Genomic DNA, 21705 nt, shown 5'->3' on the forward strand with positions numbered 1-21705 from the left:
ACTAGGGCGATTTCCCCCCTGGTTATTCCAATGCCATTTCTCGTAGTAAATGTTATCACCTCGATGCCAAATAAAGATCCCACCCCAATATGCTGGCGTACCAGAAGGAACGACGATCCACTCAAAATTCCCTTTGTAATCTACGTTTGGGGTTACACCTCGGTAAATAGTTCCTGTTTCATGCCTACCAAGCCCCGACCGTGTAGATGTGTTTACAGTCTGCTGTCTAATAACATTTCTTGGGATGTACCCATGAGAAAAATTAGTACCATCATTTAGATAGATAGTTATTCCAAATGCCACTTATAACCCCTTACAGACGACCTAAACGCACACGTAAATGATTATTTTCATAAACCTCTATTCGGTCTTGAGTGATAACCATACGTGAAGCACCGCTACCAGATTTAATCAGCACATCCCTTAATTGAACATGCCCTGTGCTATCAACGTAAAATTTAGAGTGAATATCGTTTATGGTCGGTGTTTTTAGTTTTGGTGCGCTGATTGTACTACTAGCAACAATCGAGTCAGCCACAATACTGCCCGTCACCAAATCTTTTATATTCGCAACCTTAATACTTGCCGTATTGATCGCGAGTAACTGCTTAGGCTTACCGTTTTTAGGCGTGTAGTCAGGATTATTTACCGTTCCAAAAATTGGAGTCGCGTGTTCCTTCCCCGTTCCATCGTCATATACAACTCTGAAACCTGCGTTCTTAATAGTAAAGACTGCATTAGCTACTGTATTGTCTTTTGATGATTTAGCGACTAAACCTACTGCTGCATGAAGCTTGCCTATGTCAGCTTTAACCCCCCATAATGCTGTATAACCACCTTTAACATTTGATATTGATTGCTTTAACGTTGTGATACTTGATGACACACCATTTAATGATGTTTTCAATGTTGTTGTAGCCTGAGATATAGCTGAATTTGTGCCAGTTTTAGTGAAATAGTCTTTTTTTAGAGTTGCCTTTAACAAGTTAACTTGCTTAGTTATTTCATTATTTGCAGAGGTTTTTGCATCAGCAACCAACTTAGCAGCAGCAGCCTTTGCATCCGTTACCAACTTGGCAGCAGCAGCCTTTGCCTCTGTTACTTGCTTAGTTGTTTCATTATTTGCAGAGGTTTTTGCATCAGCAACCAACTTAGCAGCAGCAGCCTTTGCATCCGTTACCAACTTGGCAGCAGCAGCCTTTGCCTCTGTTACTTGCTTAGTTGTTTCTTTATTAACAGCAGCCTTTGCCGCATTTACTTGCTTAGTTGTTTCACTCTTTGCAGCTTTACTGATCGAACTCGTTAATGTGGTACTTAAATTAGATAGTGCGGTTCCCTGACTTGTTTTAGTGACATAACTTTGCGCGATATTAGATGACAAAGACGAGACTTGTTTTGTGGTTTCCTTTTTAGCGTCAGCTACCGCTGAACTGGCGGCTGTATTTATATCTTTCGTTAGTGAGCTTGATAATGAAGTGCGCAAAGAACTAATAGCCGAAGTCTGCGATGTCTTAGTCGCATAGTTTTGTGTAAGGTCTGACTTAACTAAATTCAATGCTTTAGTTGAATCGCTTTTTACCCCATTGATCGTGCTAGTTAACGCTGTTTTAAGATTACTAATTGCAGTGCTTTGTTCTGTCTTAGTCGCATAATCTTGCTGTAACGTTGATTTAAGTTGAGCTACTGTATTTTTTAAATTGCTGTTTGCAACACCACCATTATTAATAGCTGATGTAAGAGACGTCCTTAACTGACTAATAGCCTTATTAGTATCTGCCCACGTCTTATAGTCTGTAGTTAGCGTGCTATCAAGATCATTGATCTTTGATTGCAATGATGTTTTTGCCTGAGAAATCGCATTATTTAAAGTTGTATTGGTTGCGTAATCATTTTTAAGTGTTGCGTTTACCTTACCAATTTCACTTTTAAGCTTATTAGTTAAGCTTGTTACAGACTTATTTAAAGTTGCCTTAGTTGCGTACTGAGAAGTAAGCGTAGCCATAACGCTATTGCCGTTAGGATCTTCAATCGAAGATTTTAGTTGCTGAACAGCAGCAGCAATAGCACTATCAGTATTAATTGCAGTGTAATAATCACGCTTTATAGTTGCACTTAATTCCTTATTCTCAATTCTACGTGATGTTGTCTGCTCATCGGTGGTAAGTGAATTTTCAAGAGCAGCTTCTGCCAAAAGAACATCAAGTTTTTCCACAACTTCTGCATTTGCAAACTTACTTAAATCTATTCCTAAATTTTCAGGTTTTAATCCTAAAGACTCAGGATGAAGCTTTAATTGCCCGCTGATTAAATCTAACAGGAATTTGGTATCAACAACTGATTTTGCATGAGTGCCATTTGTTGAGTTTATAGGTGAGGCTGCACCTTTTTCGTTAATGAATTTGATCCAGAAGTAAAAATCACCTTTTTGTGGTAATGGCAAAGCGTCAATATTAGATGCTGATGTATCTATACGAACAGACTTACTGAAATTATCTTCTGTAGCTTGATAAATTTCTGTATATGCATGACCTTTATATGGTGCTGTATCCCACGTTAGAGTTACCACACCAAACCCTGAACTTGCGACTAAGTTTCTAGGCTGTGTTGGTGTTTCTACTACATCACCTCCAGTGATGACACCTCCAGTATTATTGCCAGTAGACGCTCTACTACTAGCAAGTCGCTTTAGGTCAATTAAAGTTTTAGATTTACCATTCTTTAATTCAGCAATTCCTAATCCTTTAAGATCTTCCCACAATACTGCTTTTTTACCACCAGCACCACGCATACCAGTTAACTGTTCCAAGTTTGATGCCACGGCATCCATTACCTGATCACTACCAGTTTTATGCGGTATAGCTGAAAATTTGCCCTGTGACGAGCGTTTATTTTGTAGCGTTTTGGCAACCATTACCCGTAAACCTCCGCCATGCTAGTGGCAATACAAACTTGCTCAACAATTCCAGTTCCAAAAATTTCAAACTGCCATGTATTACCGCGCTTTGGTGGGATTCTAACAGGTTTATCTTTCAAGCTTCCTTCTGTATAAGTATGTATGACTTTTCCATCAACAATGATTCTTAAACCAACCAAGCTAATATCTTTTGCCCTAACATACAGCGTATTAAATGTTGGCAATAACCCATAATATTCTTTTGACCTCCAAACGTAGTCTTTGATTGCTCCGTTATTCCATTTTGCAATTGACTTACCATCTTCTGACCGCATATAGAACTTTCCGGTAAAAAGATCCGTATAGCCTAAGTCAGTTCCAAATGAATAAAAATTTAATGACCCTGTATCTGGGTTATACGTGAATGATTTATCAAGATTATCCCCATAGAACGCTAGATACTTACCATCATAATAATATGCTTCAATTGTTTCAGGCTTCATTGCCTCCCACTGTGAGCTATTAATTACATCAGACGTTATTAACTTGACATCATCACCTGTGAAAGCACATAACCCATGTGGTGATGCGTATATTATCAAGTTGTCAATGTTTCTCATTGAACGCTTACTAACACAAGCTTGCATCGATTCGAGTTTACGCCCTGACATAGCATCACTTGATGTGCCTTGAAATATCCATGGATAGCCTTTTGTTCCAACCAATAGAAGATTACTAACTGACTCCATAGCAACGATTTCATGTTCAGTAGTCTGTTGATATTCTGGCGGGAAAGCATGTAACAAATACGGCTCACTAAAACATACATTGTTTTTGTATCCACCAACTAAGATTCCATTAGGCATTAATGTTAAAAAATTCATAGCTTTATTTGGTGGCTCAAAACTCCTAGATTGAAGTGTTTCACCAAGCTCTGATTCTTCAAGCTTATCGATGATATTTAATGTTGCTAAGTTATAATCACCAACCTTATAAAAATCAGAAACACCACCACCAGTACCAGAACGATATAAACGCCGCTTAGTTACATTGCCGGGCAACTTTCCTTGTGGCGGGAAAGTTATCTTAACTTCACTTGATGGATACTTAATTTCAAGCTGATTACTAAGTGGAGATTGCGCACTTTCTTCACCTTGTTCAGTTACATAAGTAAATACATAAAATCGAGTTTCATCATCTTCTGCTTCATCTTTTGCAGGCTTTGGTGTCGGAGGAACAACGACACCATTTACTCCATTTTTTGGTGATGGAACACCAAGAGGAAAACTTGCAGCGGGTAAATCATTTTTACCGTTAAATATCTGGTTGTTTGTAACGCGTAAACCTTGTTTTGATGTGAAGTAAACACGCCCCCAAGGATCATTATCTATTGGAGATAAAACAACATCGACATCAGACTCCCATTTAAACCACCACTTATCTTCATATTTGAAGATCGTTTTATTCACCGATGATAACTTCTCAGATATTACTTTAGGTTTTTTGTACGGCTCCAAATTCCCTACAGGATAATCGCAATCTAGCGCCTTAGTCGAATATTCATTTGGCAGTGATCTAGGTGCTTGTTTTGGACGCTCGCCAGCAAAGGCCATTAAATTTATAACAGGCATCAATGACCCTCCAATTTTTCTTTGTATTCATTGACAGCTTTCAAAGCCGAGACTGCATTTTGTAGGTCTCCAACATCTTTTTGTATAGTATCTATATCTTCTGCCATATCATGCTGGCTTTTATCAATACTATCCAATCGGTAATTCATTACATATCCAGACCCAACAATAGAAGCACAAAGCATTAAAATACCAAGCGGATTATTTTCGAATAGTTTATTGAACATAATTTCAGCCTATAAAAATCAACAATAACTTAAATATTTTTAACTCGACCTATTTGCCAGTTGACGTATGTTCTATTAACAGCAAAAGAAGATCTAAATAATGAGCTATCTTTCGCATCAGCAACATACAAATGCCCACCATTCATATTAAAACCCTTTGGTATACTTGCTGTTTTTTCATAAGTTATTATTTTAGCCTTGCTAACATCGTCATGCCCAACCCACAACTTAGCTTGTATTGTGTCGCCTAAATCATCTGAATATTTACCCTTCTTTATTAGTACATATGCTTTTTTATCTAAATCAAGAGAAAATATACCATCGATATTAATAGGCTTTTCATGGTCTGGATTTCCATCACTACCAATCTGAATATGATGTTTAAAGCCTTGTTTTAGCCCTTTAAACATTATATATACTTTCCTATCAAGAAACCCAATATCACCTTTAACTGACCCCCAGCCATATCGAGCACGCTTGTACCAGATAAACTCAAGTCCTGAGAAAACTTTTACTAAAGAACCATTATTGTTATACCAAATTTCTTTTGCCTTCCTTTGGTGCCCATTATCGTTATACCAAGCTTCCTTAGCCTTATTATTTACATTTTTATCATTGAAAAACATTTCACCTGACATAGTTACCACCTAACAAATAGACCGCCGACTGCTGGAATATCACTTCCCGTTGGAGCACCCTTACCTGCCTTACCTTTAATTTTTGAACTGATTAAAGATGTTGAAGCTAATCCCGATCTGGCATCACTAACAATTTGCGCTTTAGTCTTGCCTTCAAGTTTTGCTGAATCCGTTGCTTTTCCTTTTATAGCCAAATAGCTACTTTTAGCGGTTGTTGCGCTTAAATACCCGCTACGAGCTTCCGCGATAACTTGCGATTTAGTCTTACCTTCAAGTTTTGCTGAATCCGCAGCTTTTGACGTTTTACCTAGGAACTTACTTGTTGCAGATACTGATGTTAAATAACCGGATCTTGCTTCCGCGACAACTTGCGCTTTCGTCTTCCCTTCCAACTTGGCGCTATCTACTGCTTTAGCTGTTTTACCAAGATAACGGCCGTCTGCGGTCGCTTGCGTTAATGCACCTACATCTGCTGCTGTTGGTTTATATGTTGTGTTGTAATCTCTATGCCAAGATGGTGAATATGTTGGTCCATTATTAACATAGGTATATTGGGCATTATTAACACCACCACTAGAAGTGGTCGGCGTAGTTATTCGTATAGTGTAATTACCGACCGTTCCAATCACTTCGATAACGCAACCTGATAGATGGATTATCCCAATTCCTGTATCAGTAATTTTTTTATTACCAGCATAATCCCATGATCCTCTCATGACCCAATACGGTTGGTTAAACGCACCTTTAGACTTTAGCCATGTAACAAATTGATCTGTTGTCCAATTACCTGCTCCCGTTCCAGTTGATCCTGAATATGCACGACAAAAACCATTGCTGTTAATACCATCCAATAGATTCGCATCCGCAGCTTTTGACGTTTTACCTAGGAACTTACTTGTTGCAGATACTGATGTTAAATAACCGGATCTTGCTTCCGCAACGACTTGCGCTTTCGTCTTACCTTCAAGTTTTGCTGAATCCACAGCTTTTGACGTTTTACCAAGGAATTTAGTTGTTGCCGATGATGCAGTTAAATACCCGCTACGAGCTTCCGCGATAACTTCTGATTTCGTCTTACCTTCAAGTTTTGCTGAATCCGCAGCCTTCCCATTTATAGGCAAATAGCTAGTTTTGGCAGTTGCGGCGGTTAAATACCCGCTACGAGCTTCCGCTACAACTTGCGCTTTCGTCTTCCCTTCCAACTTAGCGCTATCTACTGCTTTAGCTGTTTTACCAAGATAACGGCCGTCTGCGGTCGCTTGCGTTAATGCACCTACATCTGCTGCTGTTGGTTTATACCCCTTGGTAAAGATCTGATGTCCACCAAGCCATCCACCTGTAGAATCTAGCCTTAAAATTTCAACTGAATCTGTGGTACCAGTTGCCAAACGATAATGGCCTCCCGTTACCGTTTCATGCCAGATCGTATCACCGTTACCACCTCGAAATTTACGAAGTAGGTTTTTTGCACCACGGGCACCAGTGGATAAATTAACTAGGTCATATATATTTTGAGGTCTAGATCCTTTAAACGTAACAGTTCCATCCATCTGGTTAGAACCATCAATTTTTAATGCTGAGGTTGCGATATGAGAAGTAATATCTTGCGTTGTAGCGAGTGTTTTAGTTGTTCGGCCAACAACAATTTGCGGGCTTGTTGCAGCCTTAGTATGTAAAACCAACTGTTTTGATTCACTACCAAAGTGGTTAGCCGATGCAGAGGCAACCAGTATTTGAGATCCATGTGATAGTATTTTTTTATTAGCTATCTCAAGATCTTTAGCTGTGAAGTTGTAATCGCTTTTTGTGCGGTAGCTACTGCTGATTTGTGCGCTTGTTAACGTACCGAGATCTGCCGCAGTAAGCTTAATGTTTCGACCTGTTTTATTGTTTATCGTTACTGTAAAAGCACTACCATCGATGCTGGCCATGTATTCCCATAGCCAACCTGATGATGTTTTGAACCCAAGTAATATCCCACTATTTTTAGCAAGAACGCCTTTTAATACCCCAGTTTTAAATTCGTAATTAGCCCCTGTTATGCCACGAATCGTGTATAAAACTGTTAGTGACCCACTTGGTGGAGCTGGATACTCTTTTTTTGCTGTTGGGGTGAAATTCCCGGCATCATTCCAGACTCTGGACATATTCGCAGCAGTAATAAGCTGACTAGCAACATTTTTCTTATCGGCTGTTACCTGAGCTGCGATCGTTTTAATTTCACCGTGGCGTTTTTTCTCGTCTGCAATATCAGCTATAACTTTCGCTTGCTGCGCTTGAATTTGAGCCGTTAGTGTTTTTGATTTAGAAAGATCTGACTTAACACCAGCCTCAACGACCGCGATTGCTTTCTGCATAGCAACCACACTTTTTTTTACATTATTAACAGCAGACTGAGCGGCTTTTGCTTCTGTTTCAGAGTCCCCGGCAGAATCTGCGGCAGCCTGTGATTCTTGCGCCCAATGAAGTGAGGAAAAATGTTTAGCCCCTTTAGGATCGGTTTCAACGGCATGCAAATGCTGTTTTTCTGCCCACTCTCTTGCCTTTGCTACAAGGATTGTAGCTGTCGCAACCTTTCCTTGGGCTTGAGTAACAGAATTAGCAGCAGCAGACGCACTTCCTGCCGCTGCGGTCTTTTCTGCTTTGGCCTTCACGACTTCCGATTTTGCGGCAGCCACCTGTGATTTAGCCTTAACAACCTCTGCGGTAGCCTTACTAACCTCTGTAGCAGCCTTAACAACTTCTGCATGAGCAAGTTCTTTTTCATGCACTGTTGCAGATTTAATTGTTTTGGCTTCATCACGTATCTTAGCTGTTTCAGCTTGAATTTTTGCAGTATCGTTTTTTATTGTGTTCGTCTCGTTCTTAATGGTGTTTGTATCACCTTTAAGCGTCAGAACATCAGATTTTACTTTCTTCGTTTCAGCTAGATTTTTCGCAGCATGATCCGCATAGGCTTTTGATTTATCTCTAGCTAAAACAGCATCGTTATAAATCTTCTGTAAGTTAGCTATGTTCTTGATATTTGTTTGAAGAATAGATGTTAACTTTGGTAGTGGAATAAATGACATAGGCTCACCGAAAGAGTTATGTATAACCACAGAACTAGCATTGCTTGTTAGAAAATCATCTATTTCATTAAGAAGTTGTTGCTTTGAGTTGATTGCGCGAGAGACAGACGCGGCAATGCGCGAGCTAATATTTAGCGATGTATTTCTTATTACCGCATATTTTAAGCCTTTGCCCGTAGAACCAGAGAATGGTGTGAACAATGATAAATGTTCGTTATCGGTGATCGTTTCAATCTCATGAAACTCGCCACCCAATACAAGAATATCGCCAGCAAGTGGTTTGTTCCCTGCGTCAATCCATTTAGTTCCTACACCAACAACGGATTTACTATTTGCCGTTACACTTATAGTGCCGGTTCGATACCAATTAGTTGCCATGGTTATTCCTTACTTTGGGGTTTGCTGGTTTCTCTGGTAGCTTTTATAGAATTGAGAATCTGCTTTGCTCTTAACACCAAGCAAACTAAAAAATGCTTGTTGTGCAAGAGCTGCATTGCTTGCATTTGATGCAAATTCAGCATCACGGATGAAAGCCAAGTAGATCATGTACTCGATAATCGCATTGTCATAGGCAGGAGAAATAGAGATCGTTTCATTACTCGCATAGCCATTTTGAGTTACTGGATCAGGAAACATTGATACCGAAATTAATAGCTTGTGCTTGTCAGAAACGCCGGGGTAAATGTAAAACGTGTTCGGATTACTCTCATCCTGCATATAACAATCTGCGGCCTTCTGATCGATTGATTCAATCCAATCTGGCCTATAGTTATTAAGCATTTCCATATCATCAAGGCCACGAACCGCTTTACCTTTAACATTGCGGATCACGTCTAATAAGATATTAAAGTTTTCATCAAGCGTTTGTATGGTTCCGGCCACACAAGAAAACTCTGCTGTTTTTGCGTGAGCATCCGGCCTGATGGTAATAACTGCATTGATAGCATCATTCAATGCAGTTATCCAAAATGGCAAATCCCACCGGATCATGTCTTCATCAACGACTCTCACCTTGGCTTTGTCAATAAATGCCTTAATTAGTGTATTTGCCATTTCATCACCTTAATAAAATTGACGTTTTCGTGTTTTGTTATGGAAAGTATTAAATTGCTCCCGGCGCAGTCTGTATGCATCCCGGTATCCTTCAATAAAGTCACGCTGATACATTGCTGAAAGATCAGGATTAAACCACTTCTCGTTAACTTGGAGGCGTAATCGACTAGCCGCCCCTGCTGCAATTGCTTCACCAAAATTTTCAACTAAGTAGTCGTTTACTCGTAAGTAATCAAAACCACGGCTTGGCTTAACAACTACAGATACTATGGCGTTATCGTGAGGTTTATTAAACGTGATTGAACCTCCATCAAAATCATAATCAGAATCTTGATAAAGTTCTTTTTCACGACCACGACTGTCTTTAGTTTTAACCGATTCTATTTTTAGAATGGTGTGTTCTTTTGTTGCTGTAATTGGTAATGGTTTATTTACTGCTGGATGGACCAAGTCTTGCGATTCAATCAGGAATTCTGATTGATGACAAAATTCGCGGTAAGCATCAACGAGAGCATCAAGCATCATAAAATCTATGACGCCGGGGCAACGCTGGCGCACCACTTGATAAAGATCAGATAGTGCGCTCATTGTTATGCTTCCTGTAACTCAGGGTTGCCACTTTTAGCATGTAGAGCATCACGCACCGCCATGCGTAGCGCTTCCGTTGCTGTAACGCCAAGGGGTTGGTTAATGTCTAGTGGATCAATGTTTAGTTCTTCCGAAACGATGACAGTTTCGAGTTTAGCCTTTGCATATTTTGAAATGTTACATACATCGCCATCAATGAATACGCGCCACGTTTTGCTTGCGTCTTCAAGTTCTTTCGCTTTAATCGCTTCGGCTTCAAGACGTTCACGAGTTTCTTTTTCTTCTTTTTGTTTAGCAATCAACTTGTCTGCTGTTTCAGGTAAAGCAAAGCACGTTACAAGCTGTAGTAAGTCATAACCAATATGCTCTGGAACGCTAACAACTTGACCGCGAGGAAAGAAGTAATCACGGCCTTGTCGATTTACTTTTTTTAAATCTTTCTCACCAATCCAAACGATTTTCATTTTATCTGTCATGATCAAAACCCTTTTGTTATAAATTAAGGTGTTGCTTCCTTCCTGTTTTATCCGTAATCAAATTAACCAGGAGGGGAAATTCATAAAAAAAAGCCAGCCAACTTTATGGCTGGCTAGTTAGCCTTATCGGTTAACTTATAGAGAACCAACCGCAGTGGTGAAGGCTTTAAAGTAAACCTCATCATCCGCTTTAAATGCACCAGTAACCTTAAGCTGTAGCGTACAAGGCACATCATAGAGTTCTTTAGGGAACCAACCTTCTGCACGTTGATCACCGACAGCCTTAAGATCAAGATCTGAAACCTTAATAGCCGTTTTGCCTTTTGGTTTAATCTCGGCTTCAACGGTTGCTGATGCAGCCTTAGCATCAACGTTAGTAACGACTAGCGTTAAATCAACTAGCTTTACGCCAGCATCAAGTTTCAATAGCTCGATCACATCAGTTGCTGCAAATACGCCTTGAGGTACTTTGCCAATAGCAACCGATAAGTTGCCATGTGTACCGTTATAAATAACGTCTTTTAAAGTAGGAGCTTGTTTAATAGCCATGATCTTTATCCTTTACCAAAATCATTGATGACTGGCATTTCTGCCAGTCAACCGGGTTACTTAGATAAACCGCCCACGGCGGTATCGAGAACCATTACACCGTAATCGTTAACACGGCCGCTCTTTTCTTCAAAACGTACTTTCTTCAAGCCGTTCATCCAACCAATCACCGTTTCACGGCCATTGTCATGATCTACTTTCTTAGTTGTCATGTTGAACTGCGCACCTGACGATGTTTTGCCGTATGCGTTAGCTAATGCTTGTGCACCAAGCAAGATTGCACGCTCAATTAACGTTTTGGCTGTCACGGTGTTTTCTTTGCCGTCACCGTTACCATTACCAACTTGAACGGATGAACCCGAATTAAAGCGTACTGGCTTGCTGTATTTACGAACAAGAATGTTGCGCCACATTAAGCGATCACCTTGGAATAGCGGATGCTTAAAGCCGTTGGAGCGGTTAACAGCATTGGCAATTAATTCCGTGACCTTTCCGTTTGCTTGCGCGTCCGTCCATAAGTCATTCCATTGGCGTGGTGTAACGAACAGCACAAAGAATGGAGACTCGCCGTATAACGCATCAGCTTCAAAACGGACGGGCTTAATTGGGTGAGCCATTTCTTCGAGATACAGCGCAATTTCATCGATTTTAGATAGCGTTAGCTTATCCGCCGCGACAATACCGTTAGCGCCATCGATAGCATCAGCATCACCACCAAAGAAGTGACGATCGGCTGTTGGTGCTGTGATTGGGTTAACCATGGTTTCAGCGAATAGATGATGATCTGCCGTTGGAACGATCATATCTTCCGGCATGAAATCACCACGCGCACCCGCTAAGTGGTAAGTGGCAATTTCATCTTGTAGATCATTGAAATAGTTGCCAAGCATAGTTCGAGCAACTTGTAGCAAGTTTTGCTTAGTTCGTTGCTGTGACATCTTGCCGCCTGAATCAACGTTATGGCGACCTTGGTTAATGCTTAGTTCAAATTCAACTTTATCTAGTGACTCACCACGACCTTCGATCTTTTTATCGCCCATGGTAGGCAGACCATTAAGGTTGTGGAATAAATCCATTTCAACGGTATCACCAGCTTGTCGTGACAAGTCAGTAACCATAACTACGGGAGCGCCCGCTTCTGTTTGTGATTTATTACGGTTGCGGTCAGCTTGCACAGATTGAGGTGCTGAACCTGTCAACATATTTACAAAAGTGTTTTTGCGGCGCGTAGATGTAAATAGCGCCGCACCAAACGCTTTAGCAGCTTGCGATTTAGAGATAGCAGTCATTTAATTAACTCCGACTAATCTAATGCAATCACCGCGTTAGCCAGAAATTCTTCTACTTTTTCAGGCGACATACTAGATAGTGACCGCTCAAGAGCCAGTGGATCTTGATTTGCCAGTGCCTCATGTGCTGCCTGTGTTGTGTCAGTCGAACTCCCGCCAAGCTGTGATGGCGAATTAGGAATAATGTTTTGTTGCGGTGCCTGACCTAGTGGTTGTTTCTCTTGTTCCGCTGGTGGTTGGTTCGCTTGATTACCCTTATCATTCTTCGACAACTCTTGTTGAATCGATTCCTGAACTGGATCACCAAACGCTGTTTTCACACGTCGCTGAACTTCTGCGAAACGCGCATTAAGTGGCATCGCTGAGAACGCGGGGTCATCTTTTAACTTGTTGTCGATAATTAACGCCATATCCCAACGGTCTGGATCGCCTGTTTCCCACCCGCGTAGCTCTGCCATTTCCTCCGCTTGTAAGGCGGATTCGACATTACTTGCTTCATTAGTGGTACTTGGTTCACTTTGTGCTGGTTGCTGTTGTAGTCGCTTAACGAGTGCTGCGATAACCTGACCAGCAACGCCGGGCATTTCATCTTGCAAGCTCTCAAGGGCACTTGGATCACTAAGCAATTCATCTGGTAATTTGTCAGGAGTGATCCCGGCTTCTTCCAGTTGCTTGGCAAACAATTCAGCCTTTTGTTTAGCGGTTGTCGCTTGGCCTAATTCCTCTTGCAGTTGAGCAACTTTGCTTTGATAGTCGCTTGAGGTATTACGCGCTTTTTCCAAAACAGAATAAGGAATGGTGTGTTTACCGTCCTTGCTGGCAATTGCCGCTTGTTCTGGATCGACTGCTACATACAGTTGTCCGTCAATCTCTTTCACACTTCCATTGTTCGGGGTATCCGAGCCACTATTTGCATCAACTTGGTTGCCGTCACCATTTTGCTTAGTAGTATCAATGACCTCTGGGATCGTTGGTTCTTCCTTGCTTACAGCCATTTCGTTATTGCCAGTGTCCGTGTCGCCGCCTGTATCGCCACTCAAAATCCCTAGATCGTCATCAAGGTTCATTTCTTCGAGTAACTTATCAATATCGTCAACGCTTCCCGATAAAAGTGCTTGGTCAAGTTCTGTAGTCATTTTCCCCTCTGGCTATTTTTCGTATAGCTACGTTGGTTGGTGTGCTTATCGCCGCACTGCGAACAAGAAAGCCAGCCCCCGCAAAGGCGGTGGACTGGCTTTTTTATGTTCCTGTTTAGCGTGTTACTAAAAGGACATTTCCTTTTCTTTCAATTGTCGAATCACCGAAAACTTCATGGATGATTTCCCGGTAACTCTCCGCAGGCTCATTCCTTTGATACCCATCACGAGTACAACCACCATTACCTGATTTGTTGCCCTCGTATATCTGGATGACAAATGTACCACAATTCAGCGAATGTAAATCATAAATTACCGATGGTAAATTATTATCATCGTTCACATTTAAGACGTTACAGCAAAATACCACATCATAAAAGTTGTCATATAGAGCTTTAATATCACGCTCTGGATAGAACGGCTCACAAGCATACTTATCATAATGATGTAACAAAATCGGCTTAAGCCTTTGTTTTATATAGGTATCAGTTCACCTCCAATACTTCCCACAACCAAAATTAAGGATTGAATACCCATCAATCCATAATGGCAAATACTTCCTTATATTCTTGATTGAAGCCGGAATTATGCTCCGACTTGTGTTAAGTAACGTCAAATGTACCGAACCTCGCCAGTTTTCGTAAACATCATAATTTCATCGATCGATGCTTCTTCAGGCAAATTAGCAACATCGATGTGTAACCAGCTAACACCTTCTTCCATTCTTGTTAAGTATGGTAGTCGGTCTCTATTCTTAATAATGATCGCCCGTAACTCATCAGCCATATAATGCTTACTAATCAAGTCGGCGGCACTACCCCGGCTATGCAGTGAAAAGTCAGTTGAATACGGTTCATTGGCTAGTCTCAAGCAACTATATTGACGCTTACCGCCGTAGTACCAATCGCAACAAGTTAGCGCGGCCTTATCTGGGTCTATTTCCATTAATATTTCGCGCAATGTATCCATGGTGATAAGTAACCGGGTATCAATACCAGTTAACACCTTATTTCCACGGCGAGCATATGCCCGGCGGCTGCATAGCTCAAATGTCTGAAAGTATTTAGGCTTATAGCTTCGCAATCTTGGATCAAACATAGTTACGCTCCGTAAAAACTTTCTCTGAACAGTGATAAATATCTTCATCATCTAAGTAGACGATGAAATCACCCGGTTTGATTTGGTTTGACTGGCAGTTAAATGAAAATTTAATCTGCTCCCCGGCAATTTCCAACATGGCACGGCCACTACCAATAACTCCAAAGTTATTGGTATCTTCATCTTTTAGCTGATAAGCATCACGCGTGATATTTACACCGTTGTAACGTGTGAATCCTTTAGGTACGTTATGCTCTGGCTCTACAGGCTTGTACTCCGTCATCATTCGATATGCTTCAAGTTTGTATATCTCCTCAAATGAGTTGTTAAAACTTACTTCATGGCCGATAGCATCACGCCAGTTCGCCGGATCAATACACACTGACGGCTTACCAACCACAACAAAAGGTCGATTAGGGTTATTGCTCTTTAATGCGATCCCGCAATACATAAATTGCTTACCGCAGATCACCACGGTCTTGAACTCAACTTGTACAATGCGATCAAGAATATCTTTAGGCTTTACATGCTTACCCGTACACCCAAACTCTTGCATAAGTTCGCTAATTCGAGTTTGCTCTACCACATAGCTTTTAAGTTCTTCTTTCATTTCTTATTCCTTTTAAAAGCTGGCATATTCACACCAGACACACGACTGTTACCAAGCCAAAACGCGATAGCAGTACCAAAGGCACCAAGAACGGCACCGACAATCATGATCACAACTTGGCTATACGCTTCTGGAATTTGCGCCCATATCAATGAAATGAACATCAAAGTTACCATAAGCGCTAAAATCATAGTGAGAGCGGCTGGCATCCAGTGATCGCCATGTTCTTGGCGAGCATCCTGAGTATCATTTAGCTCTACTTTGTATTTTTCTAGCGCGAGTTCCTGTAATTTTTCTGCGTTGCTATTCTCTAACTGTGTAACTTTGAGCAATGCGTCAGGGTTACGCTTTAGCTCGGCCATAACTGCCTTTGGGTCATCTTCAACCCCTAACGCACTAGCGACCATTGAACCAACGGCACCGCCCGGTGCACCACCAAGCAATGAACCGACAAGAGGTGCTGCTTTACTAACTATCTTTCTTACTTCATCCCACATAGGTTAAAACTCCATAGTTGCCAACTGCTGATCAAGATTTTCAAGTACGGCATTCACCGCATTGTCTGCTTGAGCCTTCACTTGCTGAACTTCGGTTAACACTTTGGCCGTATCCGCTTCGACTTTCTGATCACTAACATCTGCTGATTCAATATCCCGATTAAGTTTTTCAATCTTCGCTTGCAGTTCGGCCACCTTAGCCATCCCTAGATCAACCTCACTTTTCACTTGCTGCATTTGTAGCTGTTCCATTTGCTCTTGTTTCTCAGCTTGTTGCTGCTGTGCTGCAAGTTCTTCCTCTGTCATATCTTCTTGCTGTTTAGGAATATTCAGCGTTTGACGGATGCGGTTTAAGATCTCTTGTTTGTTTGGAATATCCATCAATTCAACAACCATATCTAAGGTTGCCATTTGGATTTCTGGCGGTAACTGAGCAACCAACGCGGTTAGCTGCTGTGCCATTTGAGCGCGATATGTTGCAGTTTGTTGGACTGGGGCTTGTGCAATGTGACCTTTCCAGCGCTTAACGTCATTGGTTACGCTACCGTCATCATTTGAAACATTAAGTTGAACTACTTTTCGCTTGTGAACATCGTCTTTATTTACGGTCACAGAGATATTTGATTGCTTGGCAAGATCTTCAATCAAGTAGGCCATCAGCAAATCAGCAACGCGTGTTCGCGAGTAGTGATAATTATCATTGATCTCTGCAAGCGTAGTCGCGCCTTGTTCAACTAACGAGTTGATAGCAACACCACTGGTGGCACTGGAATCCTGCCCCATCATGGCGTTATAAACCCCGGCAACATCCTGTATTTGCCTCATAGCATCTTGCATAACCGTGAATTGCTGGCTTGCGATGTTGAAGTCTTGCTGTATCTGGATGGCTTCACTTATGGTTTTCTTGTTTTTACGATCAGGGTTCAACTCAATGTAACCATCAGCACGTTCAACCTCATTAAGAAGGTCGTCACGGCTCATGTTTGTTGCGTCCTTATCCGCAATAACACGCTTGGCCTGTAGTAACCAAGTGAGCTTCATGCGGCGAAAGTTGATTTCATCCTGACTGCTGATCATGCGGTCAATGATGCCGTATGGCTCACCTGATTTATCTTTACGGTATCCAAGGAAAGGTACAATAGGAAAGTATCCGGTCGGTGCAACACATTCACGATCGACAATTCTATGGACACCAACAAACCACGCTTCACGGATGTCAGCCCATGCAGCAACACGCGGTGTAAACTTACCCATTTTCACAGCAACGGATTGAGCGATGTTAGTAGGGTTATATTCAATCGTTCTACCGTTTGGTAGGTCTAACACGTAACCACGGCGAAAGGTCTTGTAATAAATAACCTGGAGGCAAATCCGCCCACGTTCCTGATCCATCCATTCTGATTGGTTTCGATCCCAACTATCAAACTCATGGTATGCAGCTAACAACCCACTATCCTGTTCTTGGTAACTTTCAACATCGGCAAAGTCAGCCCAGTTATTGATGGCTTGTTTAATAATTTCGGCATGATCAGGGAAAAAACTAATTGCTTCATCAGCATCAACCCAACGTTTACGCATAATCCACCGGGCATCAGAGAGATCGGCTTCATTGGCGTGCCAATCCCACCACATTTCTTGACGGCGCACAGGCTTAACTTTGTATTTACCGCCGTAAAATGGATCATCGTTACGTGTTACTTCAACCCATCCCAAGCCTGACTTTATTTGTGAACTATAAGCGTCTGCATTCGCTCGGTCTGCTCTGGCTAATCGCCATGCGTCCTTGAATCGTTCTTGCAATGCTTCTTGAAGTTGTTCGCCGTCATCATCATCTGCGGCCAACATAAGATCCGTTCGTGTTCTGGCCTCCATACCCAAAACTGCATCAATCGTTGGTGCAATAAGGTTATTGATTAAGACAGGTTGACCACGATCGATTAATGTTTCTTTCACCTCAGAGCTTATCTGGTGTCCATCATAATAGTCACAACATGTTTGTGCCGGATCTCGCCAGTTTGGTTGTACGTCAATGTCAGACAATAGACGGCTTAACTGGGTTAAGTTAAAACCTTTGCCGTCCGATTTACTATGGTCGTCACTCAAATTCATTTTTTACCCTTACTTCGTTCGCCAATCGCTACTACGTTTGGTGCGGGATGCTAATTTCTTAATTGTTCTTGGCATTCTTACAACCATTTCAAGCGCAATCGCATAGCTCATGACCTGATCATCAAAACCGCCAGCGATGGCGTTCATGCTTCCTTTTGAATCAAAAACATATGTATTGAGTTCTGAAACTGTGCCAATCCACCTAATGCCATCGGTATTATTGCGCAGTTGCTCAATCAAGTTAGAAATAATTATGGGCTTCGATTTACGTGTGGTTAGCCACCCAAGTTTCCCGGTGCCTTCATCTTCATCTTCTTTATCGTGGTGTTCTTCTTCGTATATTCGCCCTGACGGGTAAATATCACGTAAGACATTCAATACAGCATGACCATGGTTATTTCGTTCTGGTGCGGCGTATGCTGCTCGGCCATCAGCGCCTTTATACATTTTCCCAACTGCTGCAATGACCTTTGCGAACTGGTCCGTATCAAGATGACCAAACCAGTGGGCAACCTGTACCCCGTTTTCATCAAGTACATCAATTGACGATCTATCACCATGCTCTAAGCCTTCGGCAACATCGGCACCAAGTGCATAGTCTTTGTCACTACTTGGTAGCTCCCAAATAAGCAGATAACCTTGCAACCCTTTCTGCATGTTCTCGCTTTGGCCTTCACGATTCACTTCATCGCGAACATTGACCATCTTCCCAGTTGCAGGATTCACGTCATAAACAAGCAGTGGTTTCTCTGTTCGTCCTTCTGCTCTCATACAGCTAATAGGGCTGAATACACGGCGACCGGATGTTAAGAACGCCTCTTGAGGTGTAGACGGGTATTCTTGCTTGGTGTGTTCTTCGTACTTTTCATAGGTTTCCATGTACCACTGTTTTTGTGTATCCCGCAGTACAACCCCTGTTGCTTCTTCGACTGCCTGAAAATAGTCTCTAAAGTATTTTGAGAGTTTGAGTCCTGCCGCTGGCACTGGTGAATGGTACTTAGGATGCGTAAACCAAGGTATGAAACGGAAGTTAAAATCTTTGGCACCAAGAGGTATCCCACTCATGATCCTCTCTTGTGCTTTCTTGCATAAGTCGAAGAATAACCCGGCTGCACCTTCTGCCGTTGATTCGATAAACAACTTACTGCCTTCATGGACTGTAGGCATTGAACCCGTTTGAATCTCCCTAGCTTTTTGTGGTGCACCTGCGCAAATACGGCCTAGCTCTGATATGTGAAGAAATTGAAGCGTACCGGAACGGAAGGAAGTAGCCACTCGAATGCTTGATCCGTTACTGAACTTCAAACCACCGCCATTATTACCACCGTTACGTTGTATCACTCGCTTACGTGACGTTATGTAGGTTGGAAGGTTGTTATATGGGAAAACTACTTTTGTTTGGAAGATAGCCCCGGCACTCTCAAGATCTTGAGCAATGATGCCCGCCTTATAGTTCTTGGTGAACAAACAACTATCAAGCGCGTAAATATCAATAAACGTACTAAACCCAAGCTGGCGAGCCTTAAGGATAATCTCGAACGTGTGCGCAGATTCAAACAGCTCACGTTGTGCATCACGCATTTTAAACGTGACTACCTTCCCGGTTTCATTCTCAACTTTATAGAGATTATTTAACCGCCAATGCTTATTGGCGATGTAGGTACGGAAATATCGCCGCTTCTCTGGCCGTGACAATGCTTTGAATTGCAAATCAGTAAGCATCGGCATTGCCGGGTTAAACTTACTCCCGTTGATCACATCCTTGGCCGCAGCAACAAAATCACTCATCTTCTGTTAGCTCTCCACCACGTGCCTTGAAGCGTTCCAAGATCTCATCATCGGTAGTGTCTTGTATCTCATCCAACAACATGCCCAAATCATCATCATCACCCAAGCCTTCACGCTGCTTCATGTCCAATTCGTGCATGGTGAGTTCTGTTTGTGCGGTGGCTTTTTTCGTGTTGGCCTCGGCCAAACCAATACCTTTACGTTTGAGGTTCGTATCGACTTCAACATGAGTAGTTTGCGCGATCACTTTGCTGGTGGATCTGTTTGTATATCTACGGTTCGCCATCGATGTTTCTAATGCCTCCAACTTCCCGGTGTGATAAGTCACCTTGTTAAAGCTGGACTCGATACGGCGCTCTAACCTATCAATGGTTTCCTGTTCAAGTTCTGTCGGTGCCTTGTCTTCTGGTAACGCTTCGAGGAACTGCTCAAGTTCATCTTTGTACTTAACGAAATGATCAAGCGCCTGTATGGAGGCAAGCTTGTGAACCTCAAGCTTAAATTCGTCATCGACTTGGTGGCTGTACTTCACCAAATCACCAAAGGCACGGCTCATTAAGCCGTGAACAAACGCATTCTTATTACCCTTTGGTGCACCGGAACCGCTACGCTTCCCGCCTCTGTTTGATTGTTTGGGCGAATCGGCGGATTTTGCTGGCTGGCGTTTTGACTTTCTAACGTTGGCATTATTATTTTTCGCCGATCTCGATACCGTGTTCTTGTTTTGTTCTGTGTTCTTTGGTTCTTGTTCGTGTTCTTTGTTCTGTTCTTTCCCTAACAACTTGTTATTTAAGTGTTTTCTTGCAGTTGAATAGTTCAAACCATTGCGAACACAAAACGTTTTAACATCCACACCAGTTTCAGCATGTTCGTTAATGTATTGTTTTTTAATAATTTTCCAATTGTATGTGTTCACCTGAAAACCTCCGATCTACTGAACACGCGATATTATCACTGTTCGTCACCACTTGTTCGCGTTCGATGTTCCATGGCGCGTTCAATCCACTCTCTCATTTGAGGTATATTGTCCGATGTCACTTCGATAACGAGCCAGCCAAGAAGCTGCGCCTCGTTCATCTTCTCTCTATCTTTGGCGAAACCAACGCCCCGGTTGTGACGGCCATTAGCGTGGTGCCCACCGTGAACCTCTAAAGCAATCTTAAGATCCGGCCATGCGTAATCCATCCGCCACATACGTTTAGGATGGAAACGAACTTCGGCCTCAAATTTAGGTAAGCCAAGCAAGTTACGCTGTATTCGAGCGTGGAGCTTAATGTATGCCTTTCTGATTTCTTCCTTGGTCTTAGGCTTTGTTTTCTTCTCTGTCTTTGGTGCGAGACTGCCAAGGTGCCTCATCGGTATGAAAACTGTCACTACTCACCTTTGCTTGGTTATACACAATTCCGTGTAGATGGATGATAACAAATAACACTGCAAAGTAAGCGTTCGATGCATTTTGTTACCAACAAGGGCAAGCGAGAGCAAAAAATATCCTGTTTTTTAACTAATCTCCTATTAGTGTTGTATTTACTTGGCAATGTTTTATTTATCAAAGTGTTACACCGTAATTCACACTCAAACAAAACTGCACTTATACACGGCGCAATACACAGCGTTATCAACTCGCAAATGACAAACAAAAAAAAGCCTACCACTTGGAGTTGGTAGGCTTATCGAGGTTGTCTAAGTCTCGTTCTTATTGTTTCCTCTAGCAGAGGTTCACATGTAGGCTTTTGTACAAATCTCTTTCTCAGGCAATATAGTTACAATATCTGACTCACTTAGTAGTCCGTGAACGTTCAAACTTCTAACCCGGTAAAGAGTTTTATCAAACCGCTTATATGTTTTAACCAATGGAGCCTCAATCACAGGTACGCAATTCTCACCGCACCAAAACACTGGCGTATCAAGTCTAATTTGCACTGTACACTTTGGCGCACCTTCAGGAATAGTTGAACAGCCACTAAAAACAACCATTGCCAAAAATAAACCTATTAACTTTTTCATTCTTAAATACCTTATGGTTATCCAACAAAATTAAAGTGACCATCG

19 protein-coding genes are annotated in these 21705 nt (G+C 41.9%); all 19 read right to left on the reverse strand.

What is annotated here, in order from left to right:
• Positions 1 to 313: 313 nt before the first annotated feature.
• The 19 genes from OCU77_RS20325 to OCU77_RS20415 all read right to left on the reverse strand — a co-directional run bounded on the left by OCU77_RS20325 (position 314) and on the right by OCU77_RS20415 (position 21660).
• Positions 314 to 2911 (reverse strand): phage tail protein, encoded by a 2598-nt coding sequence (locus tag OCU77_RS20325; protein WP_107302719.1) that lies wholly within the window; start codon positions 2909 to 2911, stop codon positions 314 to 316.
• Positions 2911 to 4524 (reverse strand): hypothetical protein, encoded by a 1614-nt coding sequence (locus OCU77_RS20330; RefSeq protein ID WP_048900878.1) that lies wholly within the window; start codon positions 4522 to 4524, stop codon positions 2911 to 2913. Before OCU77_RS20330 ends, OCU77_RS20325 begins: the two co-directional genes overlap by 1 nt.
• On the reverse strand, positions 4524 to 4751 hold the full coding sequence (locus OCU77_RS20335; RefSeq protein WP_048900879.1) for a hypothetical protein: 228 nt from the start codon (positions 4749 to 4751) through the stop codon (positions 4524 to 4526). The genes OCU77_RS20330 and OCU77_RS20335 overlap by 1 nt, the downstream gene beginning before the upstream one ends.
• Positions 4752 to 4780: 29 nt before the next feature.
• Positions 4781 to 5389, reverse strand: coding sequence for a hypothetical protein (locus OCU77_RS20340; RefSeq protein WP_048900880.1), 609 nt, complete (start codon positions 5387 to 5389; stop codon positions 4781 to 4783).
• A 2-nt stretch (positions 5390 to 5391) separates the two neighbouring features.
• Positions 5392 to 8838 (reverse strand): hypothetical protein, encoded by a 3447-nt coding sequence (locus OCU77_RS20345; RefSeq protein WP_048900881.1) that lies wholly within the window; start codon positions 8836 to 8838, stop codon positions 5392 to 5394.
• A gap of 9 nt (positions 8839 to 8847) precedes the next feature.
• A complete protein-coding gene (locus tag OCU77_RS20350) occupies positions 8848 to 9513 on the reverse strand; it encodes a phage adaptor protein (protein ID WP_107302720.1) in 666 nt (221 codons plus the stop codon).
• A gap of 9 nt (positions 9514 to 9522) precedes the next feature.
• A complete protein-coding gene (locus tag OCU77_RS20355; RefSeq protein WP_048900883.1) occupies positions 9523 to 10101 on the reverse strand; it encodes a hypothetical protein in 579 nt (192 codons plus the stop codon).
• A gap of 2 nt (positions 10102 to 10103) precedes the next feature.
• Complete coding sequence (locus OCU77_RS20360; RefSeq protein WP_048900884.1) at positions 10104 to 10577, reverse strand: hypothetical protein; 474 nt, start codon at positions 10575 to 10577, stop codon at positions 10104 to 10106.
• Positions 10578 to 10712: 135 nt separating this feature from the next.
• Positions 10713 to 11126 carry a hypothetical protein gene (locus tag OCU77_RS20365; protein ID WP_048900885.1) on the reverse strand — a complete coding sequence of 138 codons (414 nt, stop codon included), beginning with the start codon at positions 11124 to 11126 and terminating at the stop codon, positions 10713 to 10715.
• Between the two features lie 56 nt (positions 11127 to 11182).
• Positions 11183 to 12415, reverse strand: coding sequence for a phage capsid family protein (locus OCU77_RS20370; RefSeq protein WP_048900886.1), 1233 nt, complete (start codon positions 12413 to 12415; stop codon positions 11183 to 11185).
• Between the two features lie 14 nt (positions 12416 to 12429).
• On the reverse strand, positions 12430 to 13551 hold the full coding sequence (locus OCU77_RS20375; RefSeq protein ID WP_048900887.1) for a hypothetical protein: 1122 nt from the start codon (positions 13549 to 13551) through the stop codon (positions 12430 to 12432).
• A 612-nt stretch (positions 13552 to 14163) separates the two neighbouring features.
• Positions 14164 to 14649, reverse strand: a complete 486-nt coding sequence (locus OCU77_RS20380; protein WP_048900889.1) for a hypothetical protein — start codon at positions 14647 to 14649, stop codon at positions 14164 to 14166.
• Entirely contained in the window at positions 14642 to 15259 is a 618-nt protein-coding gene (locus OCU77_RS20385) for a Gp49 family protein (protein WP_048900890.1), read from the reverse strand. Before OCU77_RS20385 ends, OCU77_RS20380 begins: the two co-directional genes overlap by 8 nt.
• Positions 15256 to 15756, reverse strand: coding sequence for a hypothetical protein (locus OCU77_RS20390; protein ID WP_048900891.1), 501 nt, complete (start codon positions 15754 to 15756; stop codon positions 15256 to 15258). The genes OCU77_RS20385 and OCU77_RS20390 overlap by 4 nt, the downstream gene beginning before the upstream one ends.
• A gap of 3 nt (positions 15757 to 15759) precedes the next feature.
• The gene (locus OCU77_RS20395; protein WP_107302721.1) at positions 15760 to 17865 is read right to left on the reverse strand and encodes a portal protein; all 2106 of its coding nucleotides are present in this window, start codon (positions 17863 to 17865) and stop codon (positions 15760 to 15762) included.
• 9 nt (positions 17866 to 17874) lie between these two features.
• Entirely contained in the window at positions 17875 to 19653 is a 1779-nt protein-coding gene (locus OCU77_RS20400; protein WP_239686090.1) for a terminase, read from the reverse strand.
• Positions 19646 to 20569 (reverse strand): hypothetical protein, encoded by a 924-nt coding sequence (locus OCU77_RS20405; RefSeq protein ID WP_048900892.1) that lies wholly within the window; start codon positions 20567 to 20569, stop codon positions 19646 to 19648. The genes OCU77_RS20400 and OCU77_RS20405 overlap by 8 nt, the downstream gene beginning before the upstream one ends.
• A 35-nt stretch (positions 20570 to 20604) precedes the next feature.
• Positions 20605 to 21027, reverse strand: a complete 423-nt coding sequence (locus OCU77_RS20410) for a hypothetical protein (protein ID WP_204375187.1) — start codon at positions 21025 to 21027, stop codon at positions 20605 to 20607.
• Between the two features lie 345 nt (positions 21028 to 21372).
• The gene (locus OCU77_RS20415) at positions 21373 to 21660 is read right to left on the reverse strand and encodes a hypothetical protein (RefSeq protein WP_048900894.1); all 288 of its coding nucleotides are present in this window, start codon (positions 21658 to 21660) and stop codon (positions 21373 to 21375) included.
• Positions 21661 to 21705: the final 45 nt, after the last annotated feature.

Source organism: Photobacterium swingsii, from assembly GCF_024346715.1.
GTDB classification, from domain to species: Bacteria; Pseudomonadota; Gammaproteobacteria; order Enterobacterales; family Vibrionaceae; genus Photobacterium; species Photobacterium swingsii.